Here is a 25045-nt window from a genome sequence, read left to right on the forward strand (position 1 = left end):
GGTAAGGAAGTTGGAACAATGAAGTTCGGGAAGCAGCCCGCCCCCGTCGCGGACATCAACGAGGACGAGCTCGAAGTCCACAAACCGAAGACCGAAGCCGCCGGCGTCAAGGCGGTGATGGTTGCGCTGGAGCGTGCCGTGGCGCAAGCCGGGGTGGCCCGGACGGCGCAGTCACTGCTGCGGCTGAACCAGCGCGGCGGCTTCGACTGCCCGGGCTGTGCTTGGCCGGAATCGGACAAGAAGCGCAAGGCGGCTGAGTTCTGCGAGAACGGTGCCAAGGCCGTGGCCGAGGAGAACACCCTGCGGACGGTCGGAGCCGAGTTCTGGGCCACGCATTCCATCGCGGAGCTGTCGGGGAAAACCGAATACTGGCTGGGCAATCAGGGCCGGATCAGCGAACCGGTGGTGATCCGGGAGGGTGAGACGCACTATTCGCCGATTTCCTGGGCGGAGGCGTTCGGGCTCATCGGGGAGCACATCCGGGCCAGCACGCCTGACCGCTGCGTCTTCTACACGTCCGGCCGGACGGCGAACGAGACGGCGTTCATGTACCAGCTGTTCGCGCGGGCCCTGGGCACCAACAACCTGCCGGACTGTTCGAACATGTGCCATGAGTCCTCGGGCTCGGCGCTGAACCCGACCATCGGCATCGGCAAGGGGACCGTTTCGCTGGATGACATCCACGATGCCGAGCTGATCTTTGTGGTCGGGCAGAACCCGGGAACCAACCATCCCAGGATGCTGTCGGCGCTGAAGGAGTGCAAGGACAAGGGCGGCAAGGTGGTGGCGGTGAACCCGCTGCCTGAGGCCGGCCTGTTCAACTTCAGGGATCCGCAGACCGTCTCGGGCGTGGTGGGCGGCGGCACGCCGCTGGCTGATGAGTACCTGCAGATCAAGGTGGGCGGCGACATGGCGCTGTTCCAGGCTCTCGGCCACCTGCTCCTGGCGGAGGAAGAGCGGAACCCGGGCACCGTCGTCGACCTTTCCTTCGTCGAGGAGGTGACCGACGGCTTCGACGCGTACCGCGACGCCCGCCGGGAGCTGGACTGGGAGGAGACCGAGAAGGCCACGGGCCTGACCCGCAAGCAGATCGAGGACGTGGCCGGGATGCTCGTCCGGTCCAAGGCCACGATCTTATGCTGGGCACTGGGCGTGACGCAGCAGCCGCATTCGGTGGACACCATCAAGGAGATGGTCAACGTCCTGCTGCTGCAGGGCAACTTCGGCAAGCCGGGGGCCGGCGCCTGCCCGGTCCGCGGACACTCGAACGTCCAGGGCGACCGGACCATGGGCATCTGGGAAAAGCCGAAGGAATGGCTCCTGGCGGCGCTGGACACTGAGTTCGGGATTGCTTCCTCCCGCCACCACGGGTACGACGCAGTGGAGTCCATGGAGGCGTTCGAACGCGACGAGGTGGACGTGTTCGTGTCGATGGGCGGGAACTTCTCGCTCGCGTGCTCGGACACGGAGACCCTGGAAGCCGGCATGCAACGGATCGGCCTGACGGTCCATATCTCCACCAAACCGAACCGGTCCCATGTGGTGCACGGGCGCACGTCCCTGATCCTTCCCACGCTGGGCCGCACGGACAAGGACGACAAGCACCCCAAGGGCGCCCAGTTCCTGTCCGTGGAGGACTCCATGTCCGTGGTCCACTCGACTCAGGGCAGGCTCCAGCCGGTGTCCGAGCACCTGCTCGCCGAGCCGGTGATCGTGGCCCGGATGGCCGAGGCAACCTTCGGTCCGGACCACCCGGTGGACTGGAAGGCCATGGCCGAGGACTACGACGTGGTTCGGGACCATATCTCCCGGGTTCTTCCGGGGTTCGAGGATTTCAATGCCCGGGTCCGGACGAAGAACGGCTTTGTGCTGCCCAACCCGCCGCGGGACACCCGTTCCTTCAAGACGGACATCGGCCGGGGCCGCTTCACGGTGAGCCCCTTGGAGTACCTCACGCCGCCGGACGGCCACCTGGTCCTCCAGACCATCCGCAGCCACGACCAGTACAACACCACTTTCTACGGCCTGGATGACCGGTACCGCGGGATCTCCGGCGGCCGCCGCGTGATCCTGGTGCACCCGGAAGACCTGGCCGAGCTCGGCTTCAAGGACCGGGACCTGGTGGACGTGGTCAGCACGTTCCGGGGGAAGGACCGGCAGGCGGACAAGTTCCGGCTGGTGGCCTACCCGACGGCGAAGGGCTGCGCCGCGGCGTACTTCCCCGAGGCCAACGCCCTGGTCCACAAGGAAAACGTGGCACGGGAATCCAACACCCCCGGCTTCAAAGCGATGTTCGTCCGGTTCGTGCCGGCCCGGGAGGAAGCCGCGCACCCCGCGGAGCGGCCCGAGGCGGCCGCAGCGGGGGCTTAAAGTGTTCGTTTGCGCTACTTACCGGCTGCCGTCCTGACCCTCTATTAACCAAGAACGACGGCGACACCCCGGACTCACCGGTGTGTCGCCGTCGTTCTGGCGCCAAAGAGGGTCAGGACGGCCGCATGGCCGTCAGCCGCGCAGCCGCTCCATCCCCGGGTCAAACAGCGGCTCGGCCGTGACGGTCGCCGCGATGCGCTTGCCGAAGTACTCGATTTCCACGGAGTCACCGATCCCTACGGCGGCAGGCAGCCAGGCGTAGGCGATCGGCTTACGCACCGTGTAGCCGTAGGCGGCGCTCGTGACGTAGCCGGCGGCCTCGCCGTTGACGTACACCGGCTCCTTGCCCAGGACCATGGAGGTGCCGTCGTCCACGGTCAGGCACCGCAGTGCCCGGGTTGCGGGCTGTTCCTTGCGTGCGGCCAGCGCCTCACAGCCCACGAAGCCCACCTTGTCCTTGGCCACGGAGAAACCCAGGCCGGCCTCGTAGGGGTGGTGCTGCGAGGTCATGTCCGTGCCCCACAGCCGATAGCCCTTCTCGAGCCGCATGCTGTTGAACGCGCCGCGCCCGGCGGCGACGATGCCGTGCTCCCGGCCGGCCTCGAACAGCAGGTCCCAGAGCTTCAGCCCGTACTCCGACGTGGTGTACAGCTCCCAGCCCAGCTCGCCGACGTAGGAGAGCCGCATGGCCGTGACCGGGATGCCGCCCACCGAAATCTCCTTGGTCCGGAAGTACTTCAGGCCGTCGTTGGACAGGTCGTCGGTGCTGACCTTGCCGATCACTTCACGTGCCAGAGGCCCCCACAGGCCGATGCAGCACGTGCTGCCGGTGATGTCGGTGACATGCGCCCACCGGGCCGGGTCCGCGGCCGACTGCTTCCTGGCCTCAACACGCAGGTAGTCGAAGTCCACGTTGCTGTTCACGCCGAGCTGGAACTGTTCCTCCGCGAGACGGGCAACGGTCACGTCGCTGCGGATGCCGCCGTCGTGCTCCAGCAGCAGGCAATACGTGACGGCGCCGGGCTTCTTGGTGATGTTTCCGGTGCTGAGCCGCTGCAGCAGTGCCTCGGCGCCGGGACCCGTCACCGCCAGCCGCTTCAGCGGCGTCATGTCATAGAGCCCGACGGCGGTGCGCGTCTTCCACGCTTCGGCCGCCGAGATGGGGGAGGAAAACATCGCGGACCACTCGTCCCGCTCCGGCGCCTGCCACTCGGCCGGAAGTTCGTCGAGGAGGCCGGCGTTGGCCTCGAACCAGTGCGGGCGCTCCCAGCCGGCGGACTCCAGGAAGAACGCCCCCAGCTCCTTCTGCCGGACGTTGAACGGGCTGACCCGCAGGTCCCGCGGGGACTCCTTGGGCTGGAGCGGGTGCAGCACGTCGTAGATCTCCACGAAATTCTGCTGGGAGGTTTCGCTGACGTACTGGTCGCTGGTCTGGACCTTCTCGAAGCGCGTGAGCTCACAGCCGTGCAGGTCCGTCCGGGACTGGCCCTCGATGAGGAGTTCGGCCATGGCCCGGGCCACGCCGGCGGAGTGGGTGACCCAGACGGCCTCGGCAACAAAGAAGCCCTCGAGGTCGGGGGACTCGCCCATGAGCGGCCCGCCGTCCGGGGTGAAGGAGAAGATGCCGTTGAAGCCGTCCTCGATCTGCGCCCCGCGCAGGGCCGGGAGCAGGTCCTTGCTGTCCTCCCAGGAGGGCAGGAAGTCCTCCATGGTGAAGTCCATGCGGGAAGGCATGCGGTGATCGGACATCTCTTCGGCGCCGACGCGGGGAAGCTGTGCCATGTCCACCGGCATGGGGCGGTGCGCGTAGCTGCCGACGCCGATCCGGTCGCCATGCTCGCGGTAGTAGAGGTCCTTGTCCTGGTAGCGCAGGATGGGCAGGCGGGCGCCGTTGGGAAGCTCGTTCCGGCCCTTGAGTTCCGGCAACGCCGTGGTCTTCACGTACTGGTGGGCCAGCGGTAGCAACGGGACTTTCATGCCCACCATCTTGCCGAGCTCGCGGCCCCAGAATCCGGCGCAGGACACCACGATGTCCGCCGGGATCACGCCGTCGGCCGTTTCGACGCCGGTGACCCTGCCGCCGGTCTGTTCGATGCCGGTCACGGCGGTGGAGCCGAGGTAGGTGACGCCGGCTTCGCGGGTGCGGCTGATCAGCAGCTGGACGGCACGGGCCGCGGAGGCCAGTCCGTCGGTGGGGACGTAGAGGCCGCCGAGGACTTCGCGGCCGTCCCCGAGGGCGCTGGAGTTCAGCAGCGGGTAGTGCTTCTCGCACTCGTCGGGGTCGATGATCCGGCCTTCGATGCCCCAAGATGTGGCGTATCCGAGCTTGCGCTTGAGGTCCTTCAGCCGGGTCTCCGTGGTGGCCAGTTCGAGCCCGCCCAGCTGGTTGAAGCAGGACACTCCGTCGGCGCTGAGGGAGAGCAGCTTGTCCACCGTATAGCTGGCGAATTCCGTCATGGTCTTGGACGGGTTGGTCTGGAAGACCAGGCCGGGAGCATGGGAGGTGGAGCCGCCGGCGAGCTCCAGCGGTCCCTGCTCGACGACAGTGATGTTGTTCCAGCCCCGGCTGGCCAGCTCGTCGGCCAGGTTCGTGCCGACGATGCCGGCGCCGATGATGACGACGCGTGGTGATGCGCTCATAAGTGTTTCTCCTGGTTCGCGTTAGCGGAATACGACGGTGCGGGTGTTGTTGAGCAGGACGCGGTGCTGGCAATGCCACTTGACCGCCCGGGACAGGGCCTGCGATTCGGCGTCACGGCCCACAGTCACCAGGGCGTCCGCATCCAGGCTGTGGTCTACCCGGAAGACCTCCTGCTCGATGATGGGTCCTTCGTCCAGGTCCGGCGTCACGTAGTGCGCCGTGGCCCCGACGAGCTTCACACCGCGGTCGTAGGCCTGGTGGTACGGCTTGGCACCCTTGAAGCCGGGCAAGAAGGAGTGGTGGATGTTGATGGCGCGCCCGCGGAGGTTGGTGCACAGGTCGTTGGACAGCACCTGCATGTAGCGGGCCAGGACCACCAAGTCGGCGTCGTACTCGGCGACGAGCTCCAGCAGCCGCGCCTCGGCCTCCGGCTTGGTTGCGGCCGTGACGGGAACGTGGATGAAAGGCAGCCCGGCGGCTTCGGCCATGGGGCGCAGGTCCTCGTGGTTGGAAACCACGACGGCGATCTCCGCGCCGAGGCTGCCGGCCCGCCAGCGGAAAATCAGGTCGTTCAGGCAGTGGCCGAACTTCGACACCATGACCAGGAGCCGCTGGGGACGGCCATCGTGGATGCTGAAGTTCATGCCGAACTCGTGGGCGATGGCTGCGAACTCGGATCTGAGGCTTTCGGCCGTCTGAGGGTCCCGCTGATCGAGCCTGGCAAAGGGATCCTGATCGCCGGCATCGCCGCTTTGGGTGAAGGCCGTGCGGAGGTAAAGGTTGCCGCTGACGTGGTCATCGAACTGCTGGTGTTCCACGATGTCGAAGCCGCGGTCGGCCAAGAATGTGGTGATGGCGCGGACGATGCCCGGCCGTTCGGGGCAGGCCAGCGTCAGGACGAACTCTGCGGTGTGGGCGTTGGCCCCGGGTCCGGCCGTGGTTGTGGCGCTGCTGGCGGGGACGCCTTCAAGGACTGTGGACAAGGGTTGTCTCCTAGGTTCGTGCAGACGAGGCTGCGGTTGCGGAGGTGGCCCTAGCCGCGCTGCTTTGGCCACCGGACGTGCTGGCGTTAGACGTGGCCGTTCACTGTCAGGCCGGGAGGAAGGTTGGGCGCCTCCTCGGATTCGATGACCATGATGTCGCCGTCCACGACGGTGACTTCGTGCGTACGGACGGGCAGCTTGGCCGGCGGTGCGTCAACCTTGCCGGTCCGAAGATTGAACTTTGAGGCGTGCAACGGGCACTCGACCTCGCAGCCTTCCACCCAGCCATCGGTCAGGGAAGCATCCTGGTGGGTGCAGGTGTCATCAATGGCGAAGAGCTCGCCGTCTTCGGTGTGGAAAACAGCGATGGGCGGCGCGGTGTTCAGGCGCAGGGCTTCACCCGGGGCCAGCTCACTGAGCGGACATGCCTTGTGCATGAGTAGACCTCTTTTTCTCGTTTAAACGGTATGGACGGCTGAAATCTGCTTTGTTCCGCATGGAACAACACACGTCGTAATATGCAACAGAGTGCTTTCGCTCACACTGTTTTGTCAAGGGCTGGCGGTCCAATTACGTACCTCTTCTTTAATGAGTCACTGGCCCCTTGACAGGTTCCGTGGCATAGATCACTCTGTTGCATATAGCGCTTGTTGTTGCTTAAGAAGCAATTGAAAGAGGGTGAGAGAAATGCAGACACTTGCAATCGTGGGAGCCTCCTTGGCCGGTCTTTCCGCCGCGCGGGCAGCCCGCGCCCAAGGCTTCACCGGACGGCTCGTCATCATCGGCGATGAAGAGCACCGCCCGTATGACAGGCCGCCGCTCTCCAAGGACTTCCTGCTGGGGTCGATCACGGCCGAGGATCTGTCCCTGGAAACCGACGGTGACGACCTCGACGCCGAATGGCTGCTGGGTTCACGTGCCGTGTCCCTGGACGCGTCTTCGAAAATTATTGGTCTGGCCAACGGCCAGGTTGTCCAGGCCGATGGCATCGTGATCGCCACCGGCGCACGGGCCCGTCAGCTGCCGGCACTGGCCGGCTTGAGCAACGTCTTTTCCCTGCGCACCCTCGCCGATGCGCAGAGCCTGGCGCCGGAACTGGTGCCGGGAAGCAAAATGGCCGTCATCGGGGCCGGCTTCGTCGGCGCCGAGGTTGCTTCTTCGGCCGCCTCACGTGGCATGGACGTTACCCTCGTTGACACCAAGCCGGTGCCCTTTGCAGCCCAGCTGGGCATGGAGATGGGGTCGGTGGTGGCGGGCCTGCACACCGCCAAAGGTGTCCGGATCATCTCCTCGGCAGTTATTGAAGACTTCTACGCAGGCGAAGGAAACGTGACCGGCCTTCGGCTGGCTGACGGGACGTTCGTGGCTGCGGACGTTGTGGTGGTCGGCATCGGTGCCGAACCCAACGTCGAATGGCTCGCCGGTTCGGGGGTGGACGTCGACGGTGGTGTGTTGTGCGATGCGATGGGGCGGACTAACGTTCCGGGCATTGTGGCGGTGGGGGATTGCGCTGCGTGGTTTGATGCCGCGGTGGATAAGCACCGCCGGGTGGAGCATTGGACGGGGGCCCTGGAGCGGGCGGCGCTGGCGGTGCAGGCGCTGCTGGATAGCCACGCCCCGGCGCAGCCGTTGAAGCCGCCGTATTTCTGGTCGGACCAGCATGGTGTGAAGATCCAGTTCGCTGGCCACTCAGCCGGTTACGACCGCCTGGACGTCGACGCGGGGGATGCTGCCGAGCACAGCCTGCTGGCCGTGTACTACCGGGAGGACGTTCCCGTAGCCGTTTTGGGCATGAACCAGCCACGGCTGTTCACCAAGTGGCGGAGGAGCCTCGCGGCGTCGGCCCCCAAGCCGGCAGCCGCCGTCGTGCCCGAAGTCTCGACGCCGGCGGACGTACCCGCCCTTGCCGGTGCCGCCGTGGGGCTCTAGCCCCAATTTTCCTTCTTGTTTTAGTTGTTTTTTGTGTCTTTGGAATAGGAGAACAAAATTGTCTGTTGAGGTAACCACGCCGAGTCTGATTCCGACCCTGGGCGGTTCTTTGTATACGGATCCGGCTATTTTCCGGGCGGAGCAGGAACGGATTTTCGAGCAGATGTGGTTCTGCGCGATCCGTTCGGCGGATCTGGACAAGCCCGGGGCGTGGCAGACGGTGCAGGTGGGCCGGGAGAGCGTGCTGATCTCGCGGACCCGCAAGGGCCAGATCCGGGCGTTTTACAACGTTTGCCGGCACCGCGGCGTGAAGCTGTGCATGGAGGAAAAGGGCGAAGCGGCCCGCAACTTCCAGTGCCCGTACCACGCCTGGACCTATGACTTTGAGGGCAAGCTGATCGCGGCCCCGAACCTGACCAAGATGCCGGACATCGACCGTGACGAGTACGGCCTGGCCAAGGTCCACATCCGCGAGTACCTGGGCTACGTCTGGGTCTGTCTGGCCGAGGAACCGCCGTCCTTCGAAGAGGAAGTGATGGGCGCGATCGAGGAACGCCTGGGCAGTGTGCACGCGATCGATGGCTATGACGTGGCGAATCTGTCGCTGGGCCGGCGGATCCGGTATGACGTGAAGGCGAACTGGAAGCTCATCATTGAGAACTTCATGGAGTGCTACCACTGCGCCACGATCCACCCGGAGCTGACCGAGGTCCTGCCGGAGTTCGCCGACGGCCTGGCCGCGCAGTACTTCGTGGGCCACGGGGCGGAGTTCGGTGAGGACATCAAGGGCTTCACGGTGGACGGGTCCGAGGGCCTGGACCTGATTCCGGGCGTGGCTGAGGACCAGGACCGGCGGTATTACGCGATCACGATCAAGCCGACCGTGTTCGTGAACCTGGTCCCGGACCACGTGATCATCCACCGGATGTTCCCGATGTCGGCGGATCACACGATCGTCGAATGCGACTGGCTGTACCTGCCCTCGGTGGTGGAGTCCGGCAAGGACGTCACCGCCTCCGTGGAGCTGTTCCACCGGGTGAACATGCAGGACTTCGACGCGTGCGAACGCTGCCAGCCCGGCATGGCCTCCAAGGTGTACTCCAAGGGCGGCGTCCTCGTCCCCAGCGAACACCACATCGGTGCTTTCCACGACTGGGTCCAGGAAAAGGTCGGCGACGTCCCGCTCTCAGGAGAGGCACTGCTGGGCATCACCGAGAACACCCCGCCGCTGGAGGAACGCGCCGAAACCCTCGAACGCAAAGAAACCCCAGCAGCCCCGGCCTCCTAAAAGCACCGGCCACTAACGGCAGAACCAAACACCCGCGATGACCCCGGACCCCGGTCCGGGGTCATCGCCGCGTGTAGCCCATCTTTCCGCTGATGCTCAGGCCGGCGTCCTGGAGGCCCTGGATCAGACCTGGAGTGTTTTCCGGGTCGAAGCGGAAGGCGGGGCCGGAGATGCTGACGGCCCCGATGACCGTCCCGAAGTGGTTATAGATGGGCACTGCAACGGCGTTCAGTCCGATCTCGAATTCCTCGTGAACAACTGCGTAGCCGTCGCGGGAAACGTCGAGGAGCTGGTTCTCCAAAGTATCCCGGTCCGTGATGGTGCGCGGGGTGCGGGCGGGAAGGCCCACCTTCTTGAGGATCCGGGCCCGTTCTTCCACCGGCAGTGCTGCCAGCAGTACTTTCCCGCTGGACGTGGCATGGAGGGGCGTGAGACTGCCCACCCAGTCGTAGGTGGCCAGCGTTGACGGGCCCATGGCCTGGTCCACGTTCACCGCGTAGTTGGAACGCAGGACGGCGAGGTTGACCGTTTCCTTGTATTGGTCTGCAAGGCTCTCCAGGACCGGACGCGCTTCGTGGACCAGGCTCAGCCGGCCGGGAATGGAGCTGGCTAGGCGCAGGATGCCAAAGCCCAGCTGATACTTGCCTCGATCGCTGTTTTGCCGCACGATCTCCCTGGACACGAGGGATCCGAGCAACCGCGAGGCGGTGGACTTGTGAACCCCCATCTCTTCAGCAATATCACTAACGCCTGCGTGTCCGTCCCTGGCGAGGATCTCCAGGATCTGGAGCGCACGGTCGACTGACTGAACGCCTCCGCCTTGGGCGTCCGGATCCCTATCAGTCCCTGTTTCGTCTCTTGCAGCCATCAGAGGTGCTCCCGTTTTGTCGCCGTGACCAGGGGTCAGACTCTGCGTTGTCCCGCCTGCTTCACAAGTCTGATCCTAGACTGCGACGGACGCGCGGCCGTCATTGTCCTACTCGCAGCATCCGTGAACTGAGGTTTCGACAGGCTCAACCGGCGGGGTTCCCTGTCGTTGCCGGGTGTGGTTAGCCGATCTTGATGGCGGCTTCGGCGTCGGAGAGCGCGGCTGCGCCAGCGCCTTCGGCGCCAACCCATTCGACTGTGCCGTCGCTGAAGAACTGTTCTTTCCAGATGGGTACGCTGGCTTTGACCCGGTCCACGAGCTCAGAGCAGATGGTGAACGCCTGCCGGCGGTGCGCAGCCGATACGGCGCACACCAGGGCCAGGTCGCCGATGCGCAGCGTCCCAACCCGGTGGGCCACCCAGATTCCGACAGGCTGGCCGGCTTCCCCCGAGTGTTCGGCGAGGACGGCAGCCGCGACCTCCGCTATCGCTTTCTGGGCGGTGGGATGGGCGGTGTAGCACAGCCGCTCCACGGCCTTGCCGCCGTCGTGGTTCCGGACCACGCCCCGGAAGCTGACAACGGCACCCGCTGTGGCGCTTTCGACGGCGGCAAGAGCCACGTCCTCAGAGAGGGGATCGGGGCTGAGGATGGCGCCGGCCACTTCTGTACCGGCCACTTCTGTACCGGCCACTTCTGTACCGGCCATTGGTTTCCTTTCAGGTAAGACCGGCACCTAGCCCTGGCCCGCCGTCGTCAATGGAGTCGTCAATGGAAGTGCCGCCCGGGGAGGTGCCGTTAGCGCAGGTGCCAGCCGTTCCTGCCCCACATAGGCGTTGAGACTCTTGCCCCGGCTGAAGCCCACGAGTGTTACGCCGGTGTCGGCGGCGAGGTCCGCCGCCAGGCTTGAGGGTGCACTGACCGCGGCCAATACCGGGATGCCGGCGAGGGCTGCCTTTTGAACGAGCTCGAATGATGCCCTGCCCGAGACCTGCAGGACCATTCCGCGCAGGGGCAGAAGCCCTTCGCGCAGTGCCCACCCGATCACCTTGTCCACGGCATTGTGGCGGCCCACGTCCTCGCGGAGGCAAAGGAGCTCCGCTTCTCCGCGGTCGCCGATCTTGAACAGTCCTGCTGCGTGGACGCCGCCGGTTTTGTCGAACAATGCCTGGGCTTCGCGCAACTGTTCGGGCAGCCGCGCGAGCACGTCGACCGGCACGCGCAGCTGGTCCTCATGGAGGTCGTAGGTGAGGGTTTTGCGGACGGCTTCGATGGATGTGCTGCCACAGATGCCGCAGGAGCTGGACGTGTATACGTGCCGGCCAGTGTCCGGCAGTGCCAGGCCGGGACGGAACTGCGCTTCAACGACGTTGAAGGTTTGCCTGCCGGTTTCATCCTCGCCGGCGCAAAAGCGGAGCGACACGAGATCCGCCTGGCTGCTGATGATGCCCTCAGAGACGAGAAAACCGGCAACGAGGTCGAAGTCGTCCCCGGGCGTCCGCATCGTCACGGCAAATGACAGGTCTTTGAAACGGACCTCCAGTGGTTCCTCGGCCGCCAGCACGTCTTCGCGTACCCGTACGGGATATGCGATAGCGGCCTCGGAGCCGTCCAGCAGGTACCTGTGGACCTTCCGCCGCTGGGTCATGCGTGCCACGTCCTAGTCCTCCCCGATCAATCTGCCAGGAAGCGCCGGACGCAGGTCCGGGCGCCACGGGAGCGCAAAGGCCGGAACCGGTTCCCGTAGTTGAACGCCCGCCGACGGAACCACCATGACGCCGTCGGCGGTGGCCAGCCCGCGCATCATCCCGGGTCCCGTGTAGTGGGCCGGTGTCGCCAGGCCGTTGACCCAGCGGAACGGCATGAGCCGTGTGGATGCCGTGTGGGCGTCGATTACCGTGCCGCACGGCAGCCGGCTGATGCCGGCTAGGGGCTGATTGCCGAGCGCGGCCAGGAGCGGACCGCCAATGGTGAAGAGCGCCATCAGGGCAGCGAGCGGGTTGCCGGGAAGTCCGACGACGAATCGGCCATTGGGCAGTTTGCCCAAGGCGGCGGGGTGGCCCGGTCGCATGGCGATGCCGTCGATGAGGAGCCGTCCGCCGAGAGCGGCCACGGCTTTGCGGAAATGGTCAGCGCCGGAGCGCCCTGTCCCGCCGGTGGTCACGACCACGTCGGGCCATTGGCCCATCGGCGCTTCGGAGGCACCCAGTGCTGTGAGCCATTCCTCGTAGGAGTCCCCGATGCGGACCAGTGGCCCCGGGACACCCCCGAGCATCTGGATGATGGTGCGGAACTGGGGGCCGAAGGCATCCCTGACCTGTCCCGGCACCGGAATCCTCGCCGTGACCACCTCTGCGCCAGTGATAAGCATTTTCACCAGCGGTTTGCCGCGCACTGTCAGTTGATCGAAGCCGGCGACGGCGGCCAGTGCGATATGCGCAGGGTTCAGGGCTGTCCCGGCGGGGATCAGCACCTCGCCGGCGGCCGCTTCCTCGCCCGATTTACGGATGTGCTGGCCAGGGCGGGGTTCACCGGGGGACGCCGCGTCGCCCACTATCAGGATGGCCTGGCCGCCTGCGCCGTCCGCAAGCCGTCCGCTCTCGACACGGAGCACAGACTGGGAGCCCGGAGGGATGACGCCACCTGTGACCACCGGGCTGGCCTCACCGGGACCGAGGGGTTTTCCTGGTTCCGTCAGCGCCCACGGGCCGGCACCGTTAACCGTCCAGCCGTCCATGGCGGACGAGGCGTAGTGGGGCATCTCCTGAAGCGCGCTGAGGTCAGCGGCCAGGATTCTTCCGTTCGCCTCCCCGAGTGGAATCCGTTCTGGTCCAAGGGGCGTGGCGCAGTCGAAGGCCAGACGGCGTGCTTCCGCCCAGGTGTGCTCCCCGTCAGCGGCACGCCCGCCGGCCCTGCCCGGCCTGTCGACGGGGTGAAGGGTTAGAGCTACCATTGGTCGTCCCTTCGTTGGTGGCTTGGTTTGTTGGATCGGCGGGGCAGCCACGCGGTGGCGGCGCTTCTGGGATTGGCGCCGCACCTGCTCGTTCCCCGAAAGCGGTGTTCCGGCGCTTACCTCCCCAGGTATTCAGGCCTCCGAAACACCGTTCACGGGGAACGTACTTGCCGCATGGATTTGGGGACTTTGTCCCGCACTGCAGCGGCACCATCTGATATTTCAAATATATCTTAAAGATATATCAGAGAACAGAGGCGGCGCCCGTCCGATTTTCGAAGGACCGCCATCACCCCATCGCGGTCAGCGGCCCAAGATCAGGCTGAGTGCCTCCGCGCGGGCTGCCGGCAGGCGCAGCTGTCCGCGCACCGCCGAGGTAATGGTCTTCGCGCCCGGCTTCCGGACGCCCCTCATGGACATGCAGAGATGCTCGCATTCCACCACTACGATCGCCCCCAGCGGCCGGAGGGACGATACGAGCGAATCCACCACCTGGGTGGTCAGGCGTTCCTGCACCTGCGGTCTGCGCGCAAACGCATCCACCAGCCTGGCCAGCTTGCTGAGGCCTGTTACCACTCCGTCCGCCGACGGGATGTAGCCAACGTGGGCCACACCGTGGAAGGGCACCAGGTGGTGCTCGCAGGTTGAGTAGAAAGGAATGTCCTTAACCAGGACCAGTTCCTCATGTCCTAGGTCGAATGTCCTGTCCAGTACCGTGGCTGGATCCTCGTGGAGGCCGCCGTACATTTCCACTGCGGCGCGGGCCACGCGTGCCGGAGTCTCAGCCAGGCCAGGCCTGTCGGGGTCCTCGCCGACGGCCAAAAGGAACTCCCGGACCGCCCGCTCCACCCGCGGGCGGTCCACCCCCTTGCGGCGCAGCAAGGTATCAGGGGCATCAAGCATGAAGCCGCGCTCCTGCCGGTTCCAGCCGCACGACGACGGACTTGGACGTCGGGGTGCCGCTGGTGTCAGCGACGGAGTCCAGCGGCACCAGCACGTTGGTTTCCGGGTAGTACGAGGCTGCGCAACCCTTGGGCGTCGAGTAGCTTACGATGCGGAAATCCTCCGCCCTGCGCTCTGTTCCCCGGAACTCTGAAACCAGGTCCACCATGTCCCCGTCCGCGTAGCCCATCTCGGCTATGTCCGCCTCGTTGACCAGCACCACGCGCCGGCCTCCGTGAATTCCGCGGTATCGGTCGTCCTTGCCGTAGATGGTGGTGTTGTACTGGTCGTGTGAACGCAGGGTCTGCAGGATCAGCCGGCCGGGCGGGACCCGAAGGTACTCCAGGGCATTCGACGTGAAGTGCGCCTTGCCGGACAGTGTCTTGAATTCCCTTTTGTCCCGCGGCGGGTGGGGCAGAACGAAACCGCCGGGGTGCTGGATTCTCTCCTCGAAATTCTCGAAGCCATCAAAGACAGCTTCGATGTGCTGCCTGATCAGGGAGTAGTCATCCCGGAGGGAGAGCCAGTCGGCTGCCGGCGTGTTGGAAAGGGGGAGGCCGGCGTCGGTGAACACTTTGTGCGCGAGGTTGCAGACGATGGCGACCTCGGACATTAGGTGCTCGCTGGCGGGCTTGAGTCGGCCGCGGGATGCATGGACAGCGCTCATGGAATCCTCCACGGTAACCCTCTGGTCGCCGGACCGCTGGGTATCCCGCTCAGTGCGGCCCAGCGTTGGGAGAATCAGGGCGCGTTTTCCTGTCGAAAGGTGCGAGTGATTCAGTTTCGTCGAGATCTGCACAGTCAGCCGGGTATTGGCCAGGGCCTTCTCGGTGGCATCCGAGTCCGGAGCCGCCCGGACGAAGTTCCCGCCCATGCCCACGAACAGCCGGACTTTTCCGTCCCGCATCGCCCGGATCGCAGCGACGGTGTCGTAGCCGTGCGCCCGGGGTGAGCGGAACTGGAATTCCTGGTCGAGCCGGTCGTGAAACGCTGCCGGCATCTGTTCGAAGATGCCCATGGTCCGGTCGCCCTGGACGTTGGAGTGTCCGCGAACCGGGCAAACACCGGCTCCGGGCTTGCCGATGTTGCCCTGCAGCAGCAGGACGTTGACGACGTCCCGAAGCGTAGACACTGAGTGTTTGTGCTGTGTCAGGCCCATCGCCCAGCAGACGATGGTCGACCCTGATGCCAGGAGGCGTTCACCGGTGGCGGCGATCTGTTCCATGGTCAGCCCGGTCGCCTCGACGATTTCGTCCCACTGCACCTGTTCCAACTGCGAAAGGTAGGACTCCACGCCGACCGTATGGTTCTTGATGAAGTCGTGGTCAAGGACCGTTGTCAAGCCCGGGCTGTTCCTGCCTGCACGTTCTGCTTCCAGCAGGTATTTCCCAAGACCCTGGAAGAGTGCCTGGTCGCCACCGGCCCGGATCTGCAGGAAATCGTCCGTCAGTTGCGAGCCCACCAGCATCCCCGAGATGTTCTGCGGGTTCTCGAAGTGAAGCAGTCCGGCCTCGGGGAGCGGGTTGACGGAGACGATGGCCGCGCCGTTTTTCTTTGCCTTCTCCAGGGCGCTGAGCATGCGCGGATGATTCGTTCCCGGGTTCTGGCCCGCCACGAAGATGAGGGACGCCGTTTCCAGATCCTTGAGGCTGACGGAACCTTTGCCGATGCCTATGGTCTCCACCAACGCCGAGCCGGAGGACTCGTGGCACATGTTTGAACAGTCCGGGAGGTTGTTCGTGCCCACGCCGCGCACAAGCAGCTGGTACACGAATGCGGCCTCGTTGGACGTCCTGCCGGACGTGTAGAAAACGCCCTGGTTCGGGTGGTCCATGTCTCTGAGTTCCTGGGCGACCAGTTCCAGGGCTTCGTCCCAGCCGATGGGCCTGTAGTGGCACGCGCCCTCATCCAGGACCATTGGGTGGGTCAGCCTTCCTTGCTGTCCGAGCCAGTAGTCATCACGCGTCTTCAGGTCGGCAACGGAATGCCTTGCGAAGAATTCCGGGGTGACCCGGCGGCGGGTAGCTTCCTCTGCCACGGCCTTTGCGCCGTTCTCGCAGAATTCCGCTGCATTGCGCTTCTCGTGTTCCGGCCAGGCGCAGCCCATGCAGTCAAATCCGTCGATCTGGTTGACGGCGATGAGTGTCTGGACGCTGCGCAGCGGGCCCATCTGCTCCAGGGATATTTTCAGGGCGCTGGCCACCGCGGGGATGCCTACGGCCTTGGTTTTCGGTTTGCTGACAGTCAGCTTTGACTCGTCGATATTCTCGCGTGGTGCTTTGGAAGCCATTGGCTCTTCCTTCAGATCTTTGCCGGGCAGTAGGGGCGTGCTTGGCCTATGGAACTTCGACCGTGATGATGTCGCCGTTCTCGCGGAAGAACATACGGCGGCCACCCCCGAAGGTCAGAACCAGCCAGATGATGCGGCCGTCCTCTGTCAGGTCGTCGATCCAGCCGCTGTGGGGAACTGTGTAGGACTCCAGCACCGTGACGAAATCGCCTGGCATGAGCGCGGTCCAGTCGGCCACGACCTTTGTGCTGGCGGAATGAAGCGCCGTGCGGCGTGCCATTAGTGCGTCGGTCATGGTGTGAGTACAGGCGTCCGGGCCGCGCGTGTCTGGTCCCGCGCCGCTTCGGCGGTGTGGAGAAGCAGCAGCGCCGTCGTGACTGAGCCGACGCCGCCTGGGACCGGCGTCAGCGCTGAAGCCACCGTCCGGACGCTGGCTTCGTCGACATCGCCGGCGAGCGAGCCGTCGGAAAGCACATTGGTTCCCACATCGATGACCACCGAGTGTTCCGAAACATCCGTCCCGGTGAGCAGCCCGGTGCGGCCGGCCGCAACAACCACGACGTCGGCCGCCTTGGTGTACTTCGCGAGAGGGCCGGACTTCGAGTGGCAGACGGTGGTGGTGGCGTCCTTCTGCAAAAGCAGCAGGGACAGGGGCTTGCCCACCACAGTTGAACGGCCCACCACCACCACGTTGCGGCCCGCCACCGGAATCTCAAAGTGGTCCAGCATTTCTACAACGGCCCGTGCCGTAGCCGGTGCGAAGGCGCGTTCCCCTACGGCCAGCAGTCCCAGGCTCAACGGGTTTGCGCCGTCGACGTCCTTTTCCGGGGAGATGTACTTGACCAGTTCCGGGGTTCTGACGCACGGAGGCAGGGGAGTCTGCAGGATGATGCCATTGACCGAAGGCTCGGCACTGAGGTCCTTCAACACGGCAATGAGTACCTGTTCAGTCGCGTCGTGGCCGACGTCGATAATCCTGCAGCCGATGCCGGCGTTTTCGGCGGCGCGCTCTATGGAGCGCACATACCAGTGGGTCGAGCTGTCCTCAGTGGCAACCACGACGGCGAGGGTAGGGCCTGAGCCCTCCTCGGCCAGGGCCTTGGCCTGGGCTGTCGCCTGCTGCTGAATCAGCTTGGCAAGAGGCTTGCCGGAGAGCAAAGATGCCGTCACCGGAGGATCCTTTCCCGCACCTGGCGTGAGAGCGAGTCCGCCGCCAGGACGACTTTTTCTTCGAGGCCGTCCGTCTGTTCCGCCAGCGAGGCGTGCGCCTGGGTGTCCTTGATGGCCACCACATTGATGTCGATGTTGACGCGGGCCGTAGTCGCCGCTGCCCTGGCCGCGTCGGCGGCTGCGGCAATGTCGCTGATGACGTTCGGGTTCGCAATATCCAGAAGTTCAGCGGCGAGCTCCACGACGGCGCCCGCCAGCTTGATCAGACGGACCGGCGGTTGGGCGGCCTGAACAAGTGCGTTTTGGATGGCGGCCGCACGCGTCTCACGGTCGGCCTCGCTTGCCGCCGGCAGCTTGTAAGAGGTGATGACGGCTTTGAAGGCGGCTTCGTCGGCGTCGGCCAGCTCCAACGTCTCGCCGGTGAGCCGGTCGGCTGCGGCAATGATTCTGGACGTCGTCTGTGCGTGCTGCTCATATTTGCCGCCGCTGCTGAACCTGGCCACCATGGCCACCAGGGCTGCACCTTGCGCAGCATGGAGCGCTGCGGCCGCGCCGCCACCAGGGGTGGGCCTCCGTGAAGCAAGCCTGCCGAGGTAGTCATTAAGTGTTTCTGAACCGATCATTTTTCCATTCCTGGGCTGGTTGAGGCTGGGGGCGGAACGGGGGCTGCACGCAGCCCGGCTCCCGTTGCGAGGATGAGCCGGGCTGCGTGCCCCCAAATGGCCTTGCGGGCTGATTACCCGCGGAGCCTGGTCATCTTCGGGTCGTACAGGGGCTCTTCCGAAACGGTGGCCCTGATACGCCGTCCGAAGTATTCGATCTCGACGGCATCGCCGACGGAAACGGTGGCCGGAAGGTAGGCGTAGGCAATCGGCTTGGCCACGGTGTATCCGTAAGCGGCGCTGGTCACGTAACCGACTGCCTGCTCCTTGTAGAAAACGGGTTCCTTGCCCAGGACGATGGACCGGCCGTCGTCGATGGTCAGGCAGCGCAGCCGCCGGGCGGAGCCCTCCTCGGTCCGGCCCTCGAGCGCGCCCTTGCCGATGAAGCTGTCTTTGGACATCTTCACGGCGAACCCGAGACCCGCTTCGAAGGGGTCGTGCTCCGTGGTCATGTCCGTTCCCCAGGAGCGGTAGCCCTTTTCGAGGCGGAGGGAGCTGAATGCCGCCCGTCCGGCCGCGATGACGCCAAAGGGCTGTCCTGCCTGCCAGAGCGCATCCCACAGCTTCTGTCCGTTGTCGGCGCTGGTGTACAGTTCCCAGCCAAGTTCGCCAACATAGGACAAACGCATGGCCGTGACCGGGACCCCGCCAATGACAACGCTCTTGGCCCGGAAGTACTTCAGGCCGTCGTTGGAGAAGTCATCCTCGCTGACCCCGCTGACCAGGTCGCGGGCCAAAGGCCCCCACAGGCCGATGCAGCAGGTGCCTCCCGTGGTGTCGCGCACCTGGACCCAATCAGCGGCGGACCCGCTTTGCGTCTGGTGCCGGGCTGCCCTCGTGAAGTAGGCGGTGTCGATGTTGCCGTTGGCTCCGAGCTGGAAGGTGTCCTCGCTCAGGCGGGCTACTGTGATGTCGCTCCGCACACCACCTGCGTGGTCGAGCAGAAGCGTGTAGGTGACGGCCCCCGGCTTCTTGTTCAGGTCCGCAGTTGTCAGCTCCTGAAGCAGCTTCAGGGCTCCGGGACCGGACACTTCCAGCCGTTTGAGCGGCGTCATGTCATACATTGCGACTGCGGTGCGGGTCTTCCACGCTTCAGCGGCAGCAATGGGGGAGCTGAACATCTGGGACCAGGTGTCCCGGGCCGGCGGCAGCCATTCCGCCGGCATCTCCTTGAGGAGGGCGGCATTTGATTCGAACCAGTAGGGCCGCTCCCAGCCGCCGGACTCCAGGAAGAAGCCCCCCAGCTCCTTGTGCCGGGCGTGGAACGGGCTGACGCGAAGGTTGCGCGGGGAGAGGCGGGGCTGGAGCGGGTGAAGGACGTCGTAAATTTCCACGAAGTTCTGCTGCGAGGTCTCGCTGACGTATTCGGGGGTGAGCTGGACGTCCTCGAAGCGGGTGATGTCGCATTCACCCAGGTCGGTTTCGGACTTGCCCGTGGTCAGCAGTTCGGCCATCGCCTTGGCAACGCCGGCCGAGTGCGTGACCCAGACCGCTTCAGCGACAAAGAAGCCGTCGAGTTCCTTGGACTCCCCAAGGAGCGGTCCGCCGTCGGGGGTGAAGGAGAAGATGCCGTTAAAGCCATCCTCGATTTCGCTCTTCGCCAGTCCGGGAAGGAGCTCCTTCGAGGCCTCCCAAGCCGGCAGGAAGTCCTCCAGCGTGAAGTCGAGGCGGGACGGCATGTTGTGTTCGCTGACGCTCTCGGGGGCGTAGGTTCCCAGAGTGTCGACGTCGACGGGCATGGGGCGGTGGGCATAGGAGCCGATGCCGTAGCGTTCGCCGTGTTCGCGGTAGTAGAGGTCCTGGTCCTGGTGGCGCAGGATGGGCAGCGTGGCTCCGTTGGGCAGTTCATTGCGGCCGTTCAGCTCGGGCACGGCAGTGGTCTTCACGTACTGGTGGGCCAGCGGGAGCAGGGGAACGGACATGCCGATCATGGCGCCGATCTTGGCTCCCCAAAAACCGGCGCATGAGATGACGATGTCGGCCGGAATGACGCCCTCGGAGGTCTCGACGCCGGTAACCCGCCGTCCGGACTGTTCGATTCCTGTCACGGCCGTGGAGCCACGGTACTTGACTCCCGCCGCCTCTGTGCGTTTGATCAGCAGCTGAACGGCGCGTGCGGCACTTGCCAGGCCGTCACTTGGAACGTGGAGGCCGCCGAGAATGTTCTCCTCGTTCAGGAGCGGGTAGAGCTCCTTGCACTCGGCAGAGGAGAGAATACTTCCTTCGATTCCCCAGGAGGAGGCATAGCCCAGCTTCCGCTTCAGGTCAGCGAGACGGGTTTCGGTGGTCGCGATTTCCAGGCCGCCCACCTGGTTGAAGCAGCTGACGCCGTCCTCTGTAAGGGACAGCAGCTTCTCCACTGTGTACTTGGCGAAGGACGCCATGGTCTTGGAGGGATTCGTCTGGAACACCAGGCCCGGAGCGTGGGAGGTGGATCCGCCGGGCATGTTCAAAGGCCCCTGGTCCAGGACTGTGATGTTGTTCCATCCCCGGGCGACCAGTTCGTCGGCGAGATTCGTCCCGACGATGCCAGCTCCGATGATGACAATTCGTGGCGTCGATGCCATGTGGTTTCTCCTGCTGATTTGGGTTGTGGGCTTCTGCGGCCTGTAGGTGGCTGCTTTAGCGGAAGACGATTGTGCTGGCCTGGTCTATCAGCACACGGTGTTCGCAGTGCCAGCGAACGGCTCGCGCCAGTGCCAGGGCCTCAGCGTCCTGGCCGATGGTGGAGAGCGTGGTCGGCCTGAAACTGTGATCGACGCGGATGACTTCCTGCTCGATGATCGGGCCCTCGTCGAGGTCGGCCGTGACGTAGTGGGCGGTTGCGCCCACAAGCTTGACTCCGCGGTCGTAGGCCTGGTGGTAGGGGCGTGCTCCCTTGAATCCCGGTAGGAACGAGTGGTGGATGTTGATTGCCCTGCCCGTGAGCGACCGGCACAGCTCATTGGAAAGGACCTGCATGTAGCGGGCCAGGACAACCAGGTCGATGTTGTACTCATCCACGAGCTCGAGCAGCCGGCGCTCGGCATCCTGTTTCGTTTCCGGCGTCACGGGGATGTGAATGAAGGGCAGGCCGGCAGCCTCGGCCATCGCCCGGTGCGTTTCGTGATTGGAAACCACCAGAACCAGATCGCCGCCGAGGCTGCCGCCCCGCCAGCGGAAAATCAGGTCGTTAAGGCAGTGTCCGAACTTGGAAACCATGACCAGAACGCGCTGCTTGGTTTCGTCGTGCACTTGGAACTTCATGTCGAAGCGTTCCGCGATGGGGTGGAACTCCTCTTCAAGCCTTTCCGGGGCATAAGCCGCAGTTCCGGAGAAGGCAGTGCGCAGGTGCAGGGTCTGGCGGAGGCCGTCGTCGAACTGCTGGTGCTCTTCGATGTTGAAACCCCGCTCAAACAGGAACGTGGTCACTGCCTGAACGATGCCGGGACGCTCGACGCACGACAATGTGAGTACGAACCTGCTGGTCTTGGCTTCTCCAGTGGCTTCTGCCTGCGGAGCTGGCCTGGTTTCTGGGGACGCGGCCACTGCGGTCATGCCTCTCCTTCAGATATATGGTTGACCACCTTATTGATATATCAGGGGTGATGGCCAGCGTATACTGGTGAACGGACGAGGTCAATAGTCGAATTTTGGCCGATGAGAGAGGCGGAGCGGTGGCGTTTGAAGCTTTCGCGGTGACGGAGGCCGGAGTCTCGAAATCCTTGGCTGATGTGGCCTACGAACGGATACGTGACAGTCTGTTGACCCTGGAGATCCGTCCTGGTGATCCGCTCTACGACGAGGGGATTGCCAAGGAACTCGGTGTGGGACGGACTCCCGTGAGGGAAGCGCTGAAACGGCTTGAAGTGGACCGGCTCGTTGTGACCTATCCGAGGCGTGGCACTTTCGCGACGCGCGTGGAGGTGACGGACCTCGCGTTCATCTCGGAAATCAGGGCTCAGCTTGAGCCCCTCGCGGCTGCCCGTGCCGCCAGGGTGGGCACGGCGGCAGCGCGGGACCGGCTCCGCCTCATCGTGGCGGAAGTGGAGTCCTTTGACGTGGACAGCGCATCTGTTGTGGAGACGTTGCGGCTGGACGCCCGGGTGCACCAGGGAATTTATGCTGCAGCGGCGAATCCGCACCTGGAAGACGTGCTGATCCGCTACGACAACCTCGCAACGCGGATTTGGTGCATGGTGCTGGACAGGCTGCCAAACCTTTCCCGGCATGTGCATGAGCACGTCGACCTGCTTGAAGCTGTGATCGACGGAGACGAGGCCCGTGCCGCAGAGCTGGCCCGCGTTCACGTCGATGGCTTCGAGAAGGCCGTGCGGACAGCGCTGTTTGCCGCCTAGCCAGGACGACGGCGGGATGGTGCCCGCCCTTTGAAGCGCGCCCATCCTAACGGGTGGGTGGCGCCGCCCGCTTTGGTGGTTCAACGCTCCCTGCGCAGGTGACAGCCTTAGGAGCAAATCCCCTGTGGCAAAAATGCGCCTCGGCGCGTCAGCCACTGAAAGCTAAGGCACTAAACCAACCATGCCAGATACTTTGAACGGCAAGAGGTCAGCGGGCAGGAGCGGGAACCCTTTGCGGGATGCGCGGGACCGCCGTCTGAACCGGATTGCCGGACCGTCGTCGCTCGTGCTCTTCGGAGTCACGGGTGACCTCGCCCGCAAGAAGCTCATGCCCGCTGTCTATGACCTCGCGAACCGCGGCCTGTTGCCGCCCAGCTTTGCCCTGGTGGGCTTTGCCCGGCGGCAGTGGGACAACGAGGACTTCGCGGCGGAGGTGAAAGACGCGGTCAAAACGTACTCCCGTACGCCGTTCGATGAGGCGGTGTGGAACCAGCTGTCCGAAGGCATCCGTTTCGTGCAGGGCGAGTTCGATGACGACTCCGCCTTTGAGCGGCTCGGCGAGACCATCAAGGAACTCGACGAACAGCGCGGCACGCGCGGCAACCATGCGTTCTACCTGTCCATCCCGCCGAAGGCCTTTGAACAGGTCTGCCGGCAGCTCTCGAAGCACGGTCTGGCCCAGGCTGAAGGCGACAAGTGGCGCCGTGTGGTCATCGAGAAGCCGTTCGGGCACGACCTTAAGTCGGCCCGGCAGCTGAACGACATCGTGGAATCGGTCTTTCCGCCCGACGCGGTCTTCCGGATCGACCACTACCTGGGCAAGGAGACGGTGCAGAACATCCTGGCGCTGCGCTTCGCCAACCAGCTGTTCGAACCGCTGTGGAACGCCAACTACGTTGACCACGTGCAGATCACCATGGCCGAGGACATCGGCACCGGCGGCCGYGCAGGGTACTACGACGGCGTGGGTGCTGCCCGTGACGTGATCCAGAACCACCTCCTGCAGCTGCTGGCGCTGACTGCGATGGAGGAACCTATTTCCTTCAACGCGGATGACCTGCGTGCGGAGAAGGAAAAGGTCCTGGCGGCTGTCAGGCTGCCGGAGGACCTCTCCACCCACTCCGCCCGCGGCCAGTTCGCCGGCGGCTGGCAGGGCGGCGAGCAGGTCCAGGGCTACCTCGAGGAGGASGGCATCCCGGCCGATTCCACCACCGAGACYTTTGCCGCGATCCGCGTTGACATCAATACCCGGCGCTGGCACGGGGTCCCGTTTTACCTGCGCGCCGGCAAGCGCCTGGGCCGGCGCGTCACGGAAATCGCCGTGGTGTTCAAGCGCGCGCCTAACCTGCTGTTCCGCGACCACGGCGAGGATGACTTCGGGCAGAACGCCGTGGTGATCCGGGTCCAGCCTGACGAGGGCGCCACGATCCGCTTCGGCTCCAAGGTCCCCGGCACGCAGATGGAAGTGCGGGATGTGACGATGGACTTCGGTTACGGCCACTCGTTCACGGAGTCCAGCCCGGAGGCGTACGAACGGCTGATCCTTGACGTGCTCCTCGGCGAGCCGCCGCTGTTCCCGAGGCATGAGGAAGTGGAGCTCTCCTGGAAGATCCTGGATCCGTTCGAGGAATACTGGGAGGGCCTGGGCGAGCAGCCCGAGCCCTACGCACCCGGCAGCTGGGGCCCGGCCTCCGCTGACGAGCTGCTCGCCCGCGACGGACGCACCTGGAGAAGGCCATGATTGTAGATCTTCCGAACACCACCACCTCCAAGGTCTCCAAGAAGATCATGTCCYTGCGGGAGCAGGGCGGGGTGATCGCTCTGGGCCGCGTGCTGACCCTGGTGGTCGTCACGAAATCGGGWCTGGAAGAGGAGGCCATCGAGGCAGCCAACGAGGCCAGCCGGGAGCACCCCTGCCGAATCATTGTCCTTGCCGATGCCGGCTCTGCCGCTCCCAACCGGCTCGATGCCCAGATCCGGGTCGGCGGTGACGCCGGAGCCTCGGAAGTGATCGTGCTGCGCGGCTTCGGGGAACTCGCAGAGGAAAGCGAGTCCCTCGTCGCCGCGTTGCTGCTCCCTGACGCTCCGATCGTGGCCTGGTGGCCGCACGGCGCGCCGAAGAATGCCAGCGAGACATCCATCGGCAAGATCGCCCACCGGCGCATCACCGACTCCGCGAACGAAGCCGAACCGCAGGTGGCCCTGGAGAATATCCGGAACACCTACAAGGCAGGCGACACGGACCTCGCCTGGACCCGCCTGACGAACTGGCGCATCCAGCTCGCGGCAGTGCTGGACCAGGTGGACCCATCCCCTGTCACCGCGGTGGCCGTGGAGGGTGCTTCGGACTCCCCCAGCACCATCCTGCTGGCGGCCTGGCTCACCCTCTCCCTGGACGCCCCGGTGACGATCGTCGCCGACCCCGCGGGCACCGGTATCCGGCGCGTCCGCCTGAGCCGGGCAAGCGGCGACGTCCAGCTGTTCCGGCCCGGACTGTCAGTGGCCGAACTGACCCAACCGGGCCAGCCTGCCCAGCGGATTTCCCTGCCGCGGCGAAGCCTGCGGGACTGCCTGGCCGAGGAACTGCGGCGTCTGGATCCCGACGAAGTGTTCGG

20 protein-coding genes are annotated in these 25045 nt (G+C 65.0%); 6 read left to right on the forward strand and 14 right to left on the reverse strand.

The window, feature by feature from the left end; all coding sequences use genetic code 11:
- Positions 1–18: 18 nt before the first annotated feature.
- Positions 19–2370 (forward strand): FdhF/YdeP family oxidoreductase, encoded by a 2352-nt coding sequence (locus AC1D14_RS11115; protein ID WP_230120236.1) that lies wholly within the window; start codon positions 19–21, stop codon positions 2368–2370.
- Between the two features lie 132 nt (positions 2371–2502).
- Here the strand turns inward: AC1D14_RS11115 and AC1D14_RS11120 are convergent, their stop codons facing one another.
- The 3 genes from AC1D14_RS11120 to AC1D14_RS11130 form a co-directional block, all read right to left on the reverse strand.
- Positions 2503–5010: a GcvT family protein gene (locus AC1D14_RS11120; RefSeq protein WP_476968481.1), complete on the reverse strand. Its 2508-nt coding sequence runs from the start codon at positions 5008–5010 to the stop codon at positions 2503–2505.
- 21 nt (positions 5011–5031) lie between these two features.
- Positions 5032–5994 carry a formyltetrahydrofolate deformylase gene (gene purU, locus AC1D14_RS11125; RefSeq protein ID WP_230120227.1) on the reverse strand — a complete coding sequence of 321 codons (963 nt, stop codon included), beginning with the start codon at positions 5992–5994 and terminating at the stop codon, positions 5032–5034.
- Between the two features lie 86 nt (positions 5995–6080).
- Positions 6081–6431: a bifunctional 3-phenylpropionate/cinnamic acid dioxygenase ferredoxin subunit gene (locus AC1D14_RS11130; RefSeq protein ID WP_230120225.1), complete on the reverse strand. Its 351-nt coding sequence runs from the start codon at positions 6429–6431 to the stop codon at positions 6081–6083.
- 250 nt (positions 6432–6681) lie between these two features.
- Between AC1D14_RS11130 and AC1D14_RS11135 the strand changes: the two genes are divergently transcribed.
- Positions 6682–7923, forward strand: coding sequence for an NAD(P)/FAD-dependent oxidoreductase (locus tag AC1D14_RS11135; protein ID WP_230120223.1), 1242 nt, complete (start codon positions 6682–6684; stop codon positions 7921–7923).
- Positions 7924–7981: 58 nt separating this feature from the next.
- The gene (locus AC1D14_RS11140) at positions 7982–9211 is read left to right on the forward strand and encodes an aromatic ring-hydroxylating oxygenase subunit alpha (RefSeq protein ID WP_230120221.1); all 1230 of its coding nucleotides are present in this window, start codon (positions 7982–7984) and stop codon (positions 9209–9211) included.
- 61 nt (positions 9212–9272) lie between these two features.
- On the opposite strand, the gene AC1D14_RS11145 is transcribed toward AC1D14_RS11140, so the two are convergent.
- From AC1D14_RS11145 to purU (AC1D14_RS11195), 11 genes are all read right to left on the reverse strand, one after another.
- Positions 9273–10079 (reverse strand): IclR family transcriptional regulator, encoded by an 807-nt coding sequence (locus AC1D14_RS11145; RefSeq protein ID WP_230120220.1) that lies wholly within the window; start codon positions 10077–10079, stop codon positions 9273–9275.
- A 181-nt stretch (positions 10080–10260) separates the two neighbouring features.
- Positions 10261–10785 carry a molybdenum cofactor biosynthesis protein MoaE gene (locus AC1D14_RS11150; RefSeq protein ID WP_476968482.1) on the reverse strand — a complete coding sequence of 175 codons (525 nt, stop codon included), beginning with the start codon at positions 10783–10785 and terminating at the stop codon, positions 10261–10263.
- Between the two features lie 27 nt (positions 10786–10812).
- Positions 10813–11733 carry a formate dehydrogenase accessory sulfurtransferase FdhD gene (gene fdhD, locus AC1D14_RS11155; RefSeq protein WP_230120218.1) on the reverse strand — a complete coding sequence of 307 codons (921 nt, stop codon included), beginning with the start codon at positions 11731–11733 and terminating at the stop codon, positions 10813–10815.
- 3 nt (positions 11734–11736) lie between these two features.
- Positions 11737–13029 carry a molybdopterin molybdotransferase MoeA gene (locus AC1D14_RS11160; protein WP_476968483.1) on the reverse strand — a complete coding sequence of 431 codons (1293 nt, stop codon included), beginning with the start codon at positions 13027–13029 and terminating at the stop codon, positions 11737–11739.
- Positions 13030–13332: 303 nt separating this feature from the next.
- Entirely contained in the window at positions 13333–13932 is a 600-nt protein-coding gene (folE, locus tag AC1D14_RS11165) for a GTP cyclohydrolase I FolE (protein ID WP_476876178.1), read from the reverse strand.
- Positions 13925–16261 carry an FdhF/YdeP family oxidoreductase gene (locus AC1D14_RS11170; RefSeq protein ID WP_476968484.1) on the reverse strand — a complete coding sequence of 779 codons (2337 nt, stop codon included), beginning with the start codon at positions 16259–16261 and terminating at the stop codon, positions 13925–13927. Before AC1D14_RS11170 ends, folE begins: the two co-directional genes overlap by 8 nt.
- A gap of 46 nt (positions 16262–16307) precedes the next feature.
- Entirely contained in the window at positions 16308–16556 is a 249-nt protein-coding gene (locus AC1D14_RS11175) for a hypothetical protein (protein ID WP_230120209.1), read from the reverse strand.
- Positions 16553–17431 (reverse strand): bifunctional 5,10-methylenetetrahydrofolate dehydrogenase/5,10-methenyltetrahydrofolate cyclohydrolase, encoded by an 879-nt coding sequence (locus AC1D14_RS11180; protein ID WP_230120208.1) that lies wholly within the window; start codon positions 17429–17431, stop codon positions 16553–16555. The genes AC1D14_RS11175 and AC1D14_RS11180 overlap by 4 nt, the downstream gene beginning before the upstream one ends.
- Positions 17428–18054, reverse strand: coding sequence for a cyclodeaminase/cyclohydrolase family protein (locus tag AC1D14_RS11185; RefSeq protein WP_230120206.1), 627 nt, complete (start codon positions 18052–18054; stop codon positions 17428–17430). Before AC1D14_RS11185 ends, AC1D14_RS11180 begins: the two co-directional genes overlap by 4 nt.
- Before the next feature lie 113 nt (positions 18055–18167).
- The gene (locus AC1D14_RS11190; RefSeq protein WP_230120204.1) at positions 18168–20660 is read right to left on the reverse strand and encodes a GcvT family protein; all 2493 of its coding nucleotides are present in this window, start codon (positions 20658–20660) and stop codon (positions 18168–18170) included.
- A gap of 55 nt (positions 20661–20715) precedes the next feature.
- Complete coding sequence (gene purU, locus AC1D14_RS11195) at positions 20716–21630, reverse strand: formyltetrahydrofolate deformylase (protein ID WP_230120203.1); 915 nt, start codon at positions 21628–21630, stop codon at positions 20716–20718.
- A 119-nt stretch (positions 21631–21749) separates the two neighbouring features.
- Between purU (AC1D14_RS11195) and AC1D14_RS11200 the strand changes: the two genes are divergently transcribed.
- From AC1D14_RS11200 to AC1D14_RS11210, 3 genes are all read left to right on the forward strand, one after another.
- Positions 21750–22430: a GntR family transcriptional regulator gene (locus tag AC1D14_RS11200; protein ID WP_230120201.1), complete on the forward strand. Its 681-nt coding sequence runs from the start codon at positions 21750–21752 to the stop codon at positions 22428–22430.
- Between the two features lie 181 nt (positions 22431–22611).
- Positions 22612–24171 carry a glucose-6-phosphate dehydrogenase gene (gene zwf, locus AC1D14_RS11205; RefSeq protein ID WP_476968485.1) on the forward strand — a complete coding sequence of 520 codons (1560 nt, stop codon included), beginning with the start codon at positions 22612–22614 and terminating at the stop codon, positions 24169–24171.
- Positions 24168–25045: glucose-6-phosphate dehydrogenase assembly protein OpcA (locus AC1D14_RS11210; RefSeq protein ID WP_230121521.1), on the forward strand; the 878-nt coding region annotated here is incomplete at its 3' end. The genes zwf and AC1D14_RS11210, both read left to right, overlap by 4 nt.

The sequence above is a fragment of the Arthrobacter sp. P1_B11 genome (assembly GCF_056406715.1).

Bases quoted from the DNA above. Each gene is read 5' to 3' on its own strand.
- AC1D14_RS11115 (WP_230120236.1), top strand. From the start codon at position 19: ATGAAGTTCGGGAAGCAGCCCGCCCCCGTCGCGGACATCAACGAGGAC.
- AC1D14_RS11120 (WP_476968481.1), bottom strand. From the start codon at position 5,010: ATGAGCGCATCACCACGCGTCGTCATCATCGGCGCCGGCATCGTCGGC.
- AC1D14_RS11130 (WP_230120225.1), bottom strand. From the start codon at position 6,431: ATGCACAAGGCATGTCCGCTCAGTGAGCTGGCCCCGGGTGAAGCCCTG.
- AC1D14_RS11135 (WP_230120223.1), top strand. From the start codon at position 6,682: ATGCAGACACTTGCAATCGTGGGAGCCTCCTTGGCCGGTCTTTCCGCC.
- AC1D14_RS11145 (WP_230120220.1), bottom strand. From the start codon at position 10,079: ATGGCTGCAAGAGACGAAACAGGGACTGATAGGGATCCGGACGCCCAA.
- AC1D14_RS11150 (WP_476968482.1), bottom strand. From the start codon at position 10,785: ATGGCCGGTACAGAAGTGGCCGGTACAGAAGTGGCCGGTACAGAAGTG.
- AC1D14_RS11160 (WP_476968483.1), bottom strand. From the start codon at position 13,029: ATGGTAGCTCTAACCCTTCACCCCGTCGACAGGCCGGGCAGGGCCGGC.
- folE (WP_476876178.1), bottom strand. From the start codon at position 13,932: ATGCTTGATGCCCCTGATACCTTGCTGCGCCGCAAGGGGGTGGACCGC.
- AC1D14_RS11170 (WP_476968484.1), bottom strand. From the start codon at position 16,261: ATGGCTTCCAAAGCACCACGCGAGAATATCGACGAGTCAAAGCTGACT.
- AC1D14_RS11175 (WP_230120209.1), bottom strand. From the start codon at position 16,556: ATGACCGACGCACTAATGGCACGCCGCACGGCGCTTCATTCCGCCAGC.
- AC1D14_RS11185 (WP_230120206.1), bottom strand. From the start codon at position 18,054: ATGATCGGTTCAGAAACACTTAATGACTACCTCGGCAGGCTTGCTTCA.
- AC1D14_RS11190 (WP_230120204.1), bottom strand. From the start codon at position 20,660: ATGGCATCGACGCCACGAATTGTCATCATCGGAGCTGGCATCGTCGGG.
- purU (WP_230120203.1), bottom strand. From the start codon at position 21,630: ATGACCGCAGTGGCCGCGTCCCCAGAAACCAGGCCAGCTCCGCAGGCA.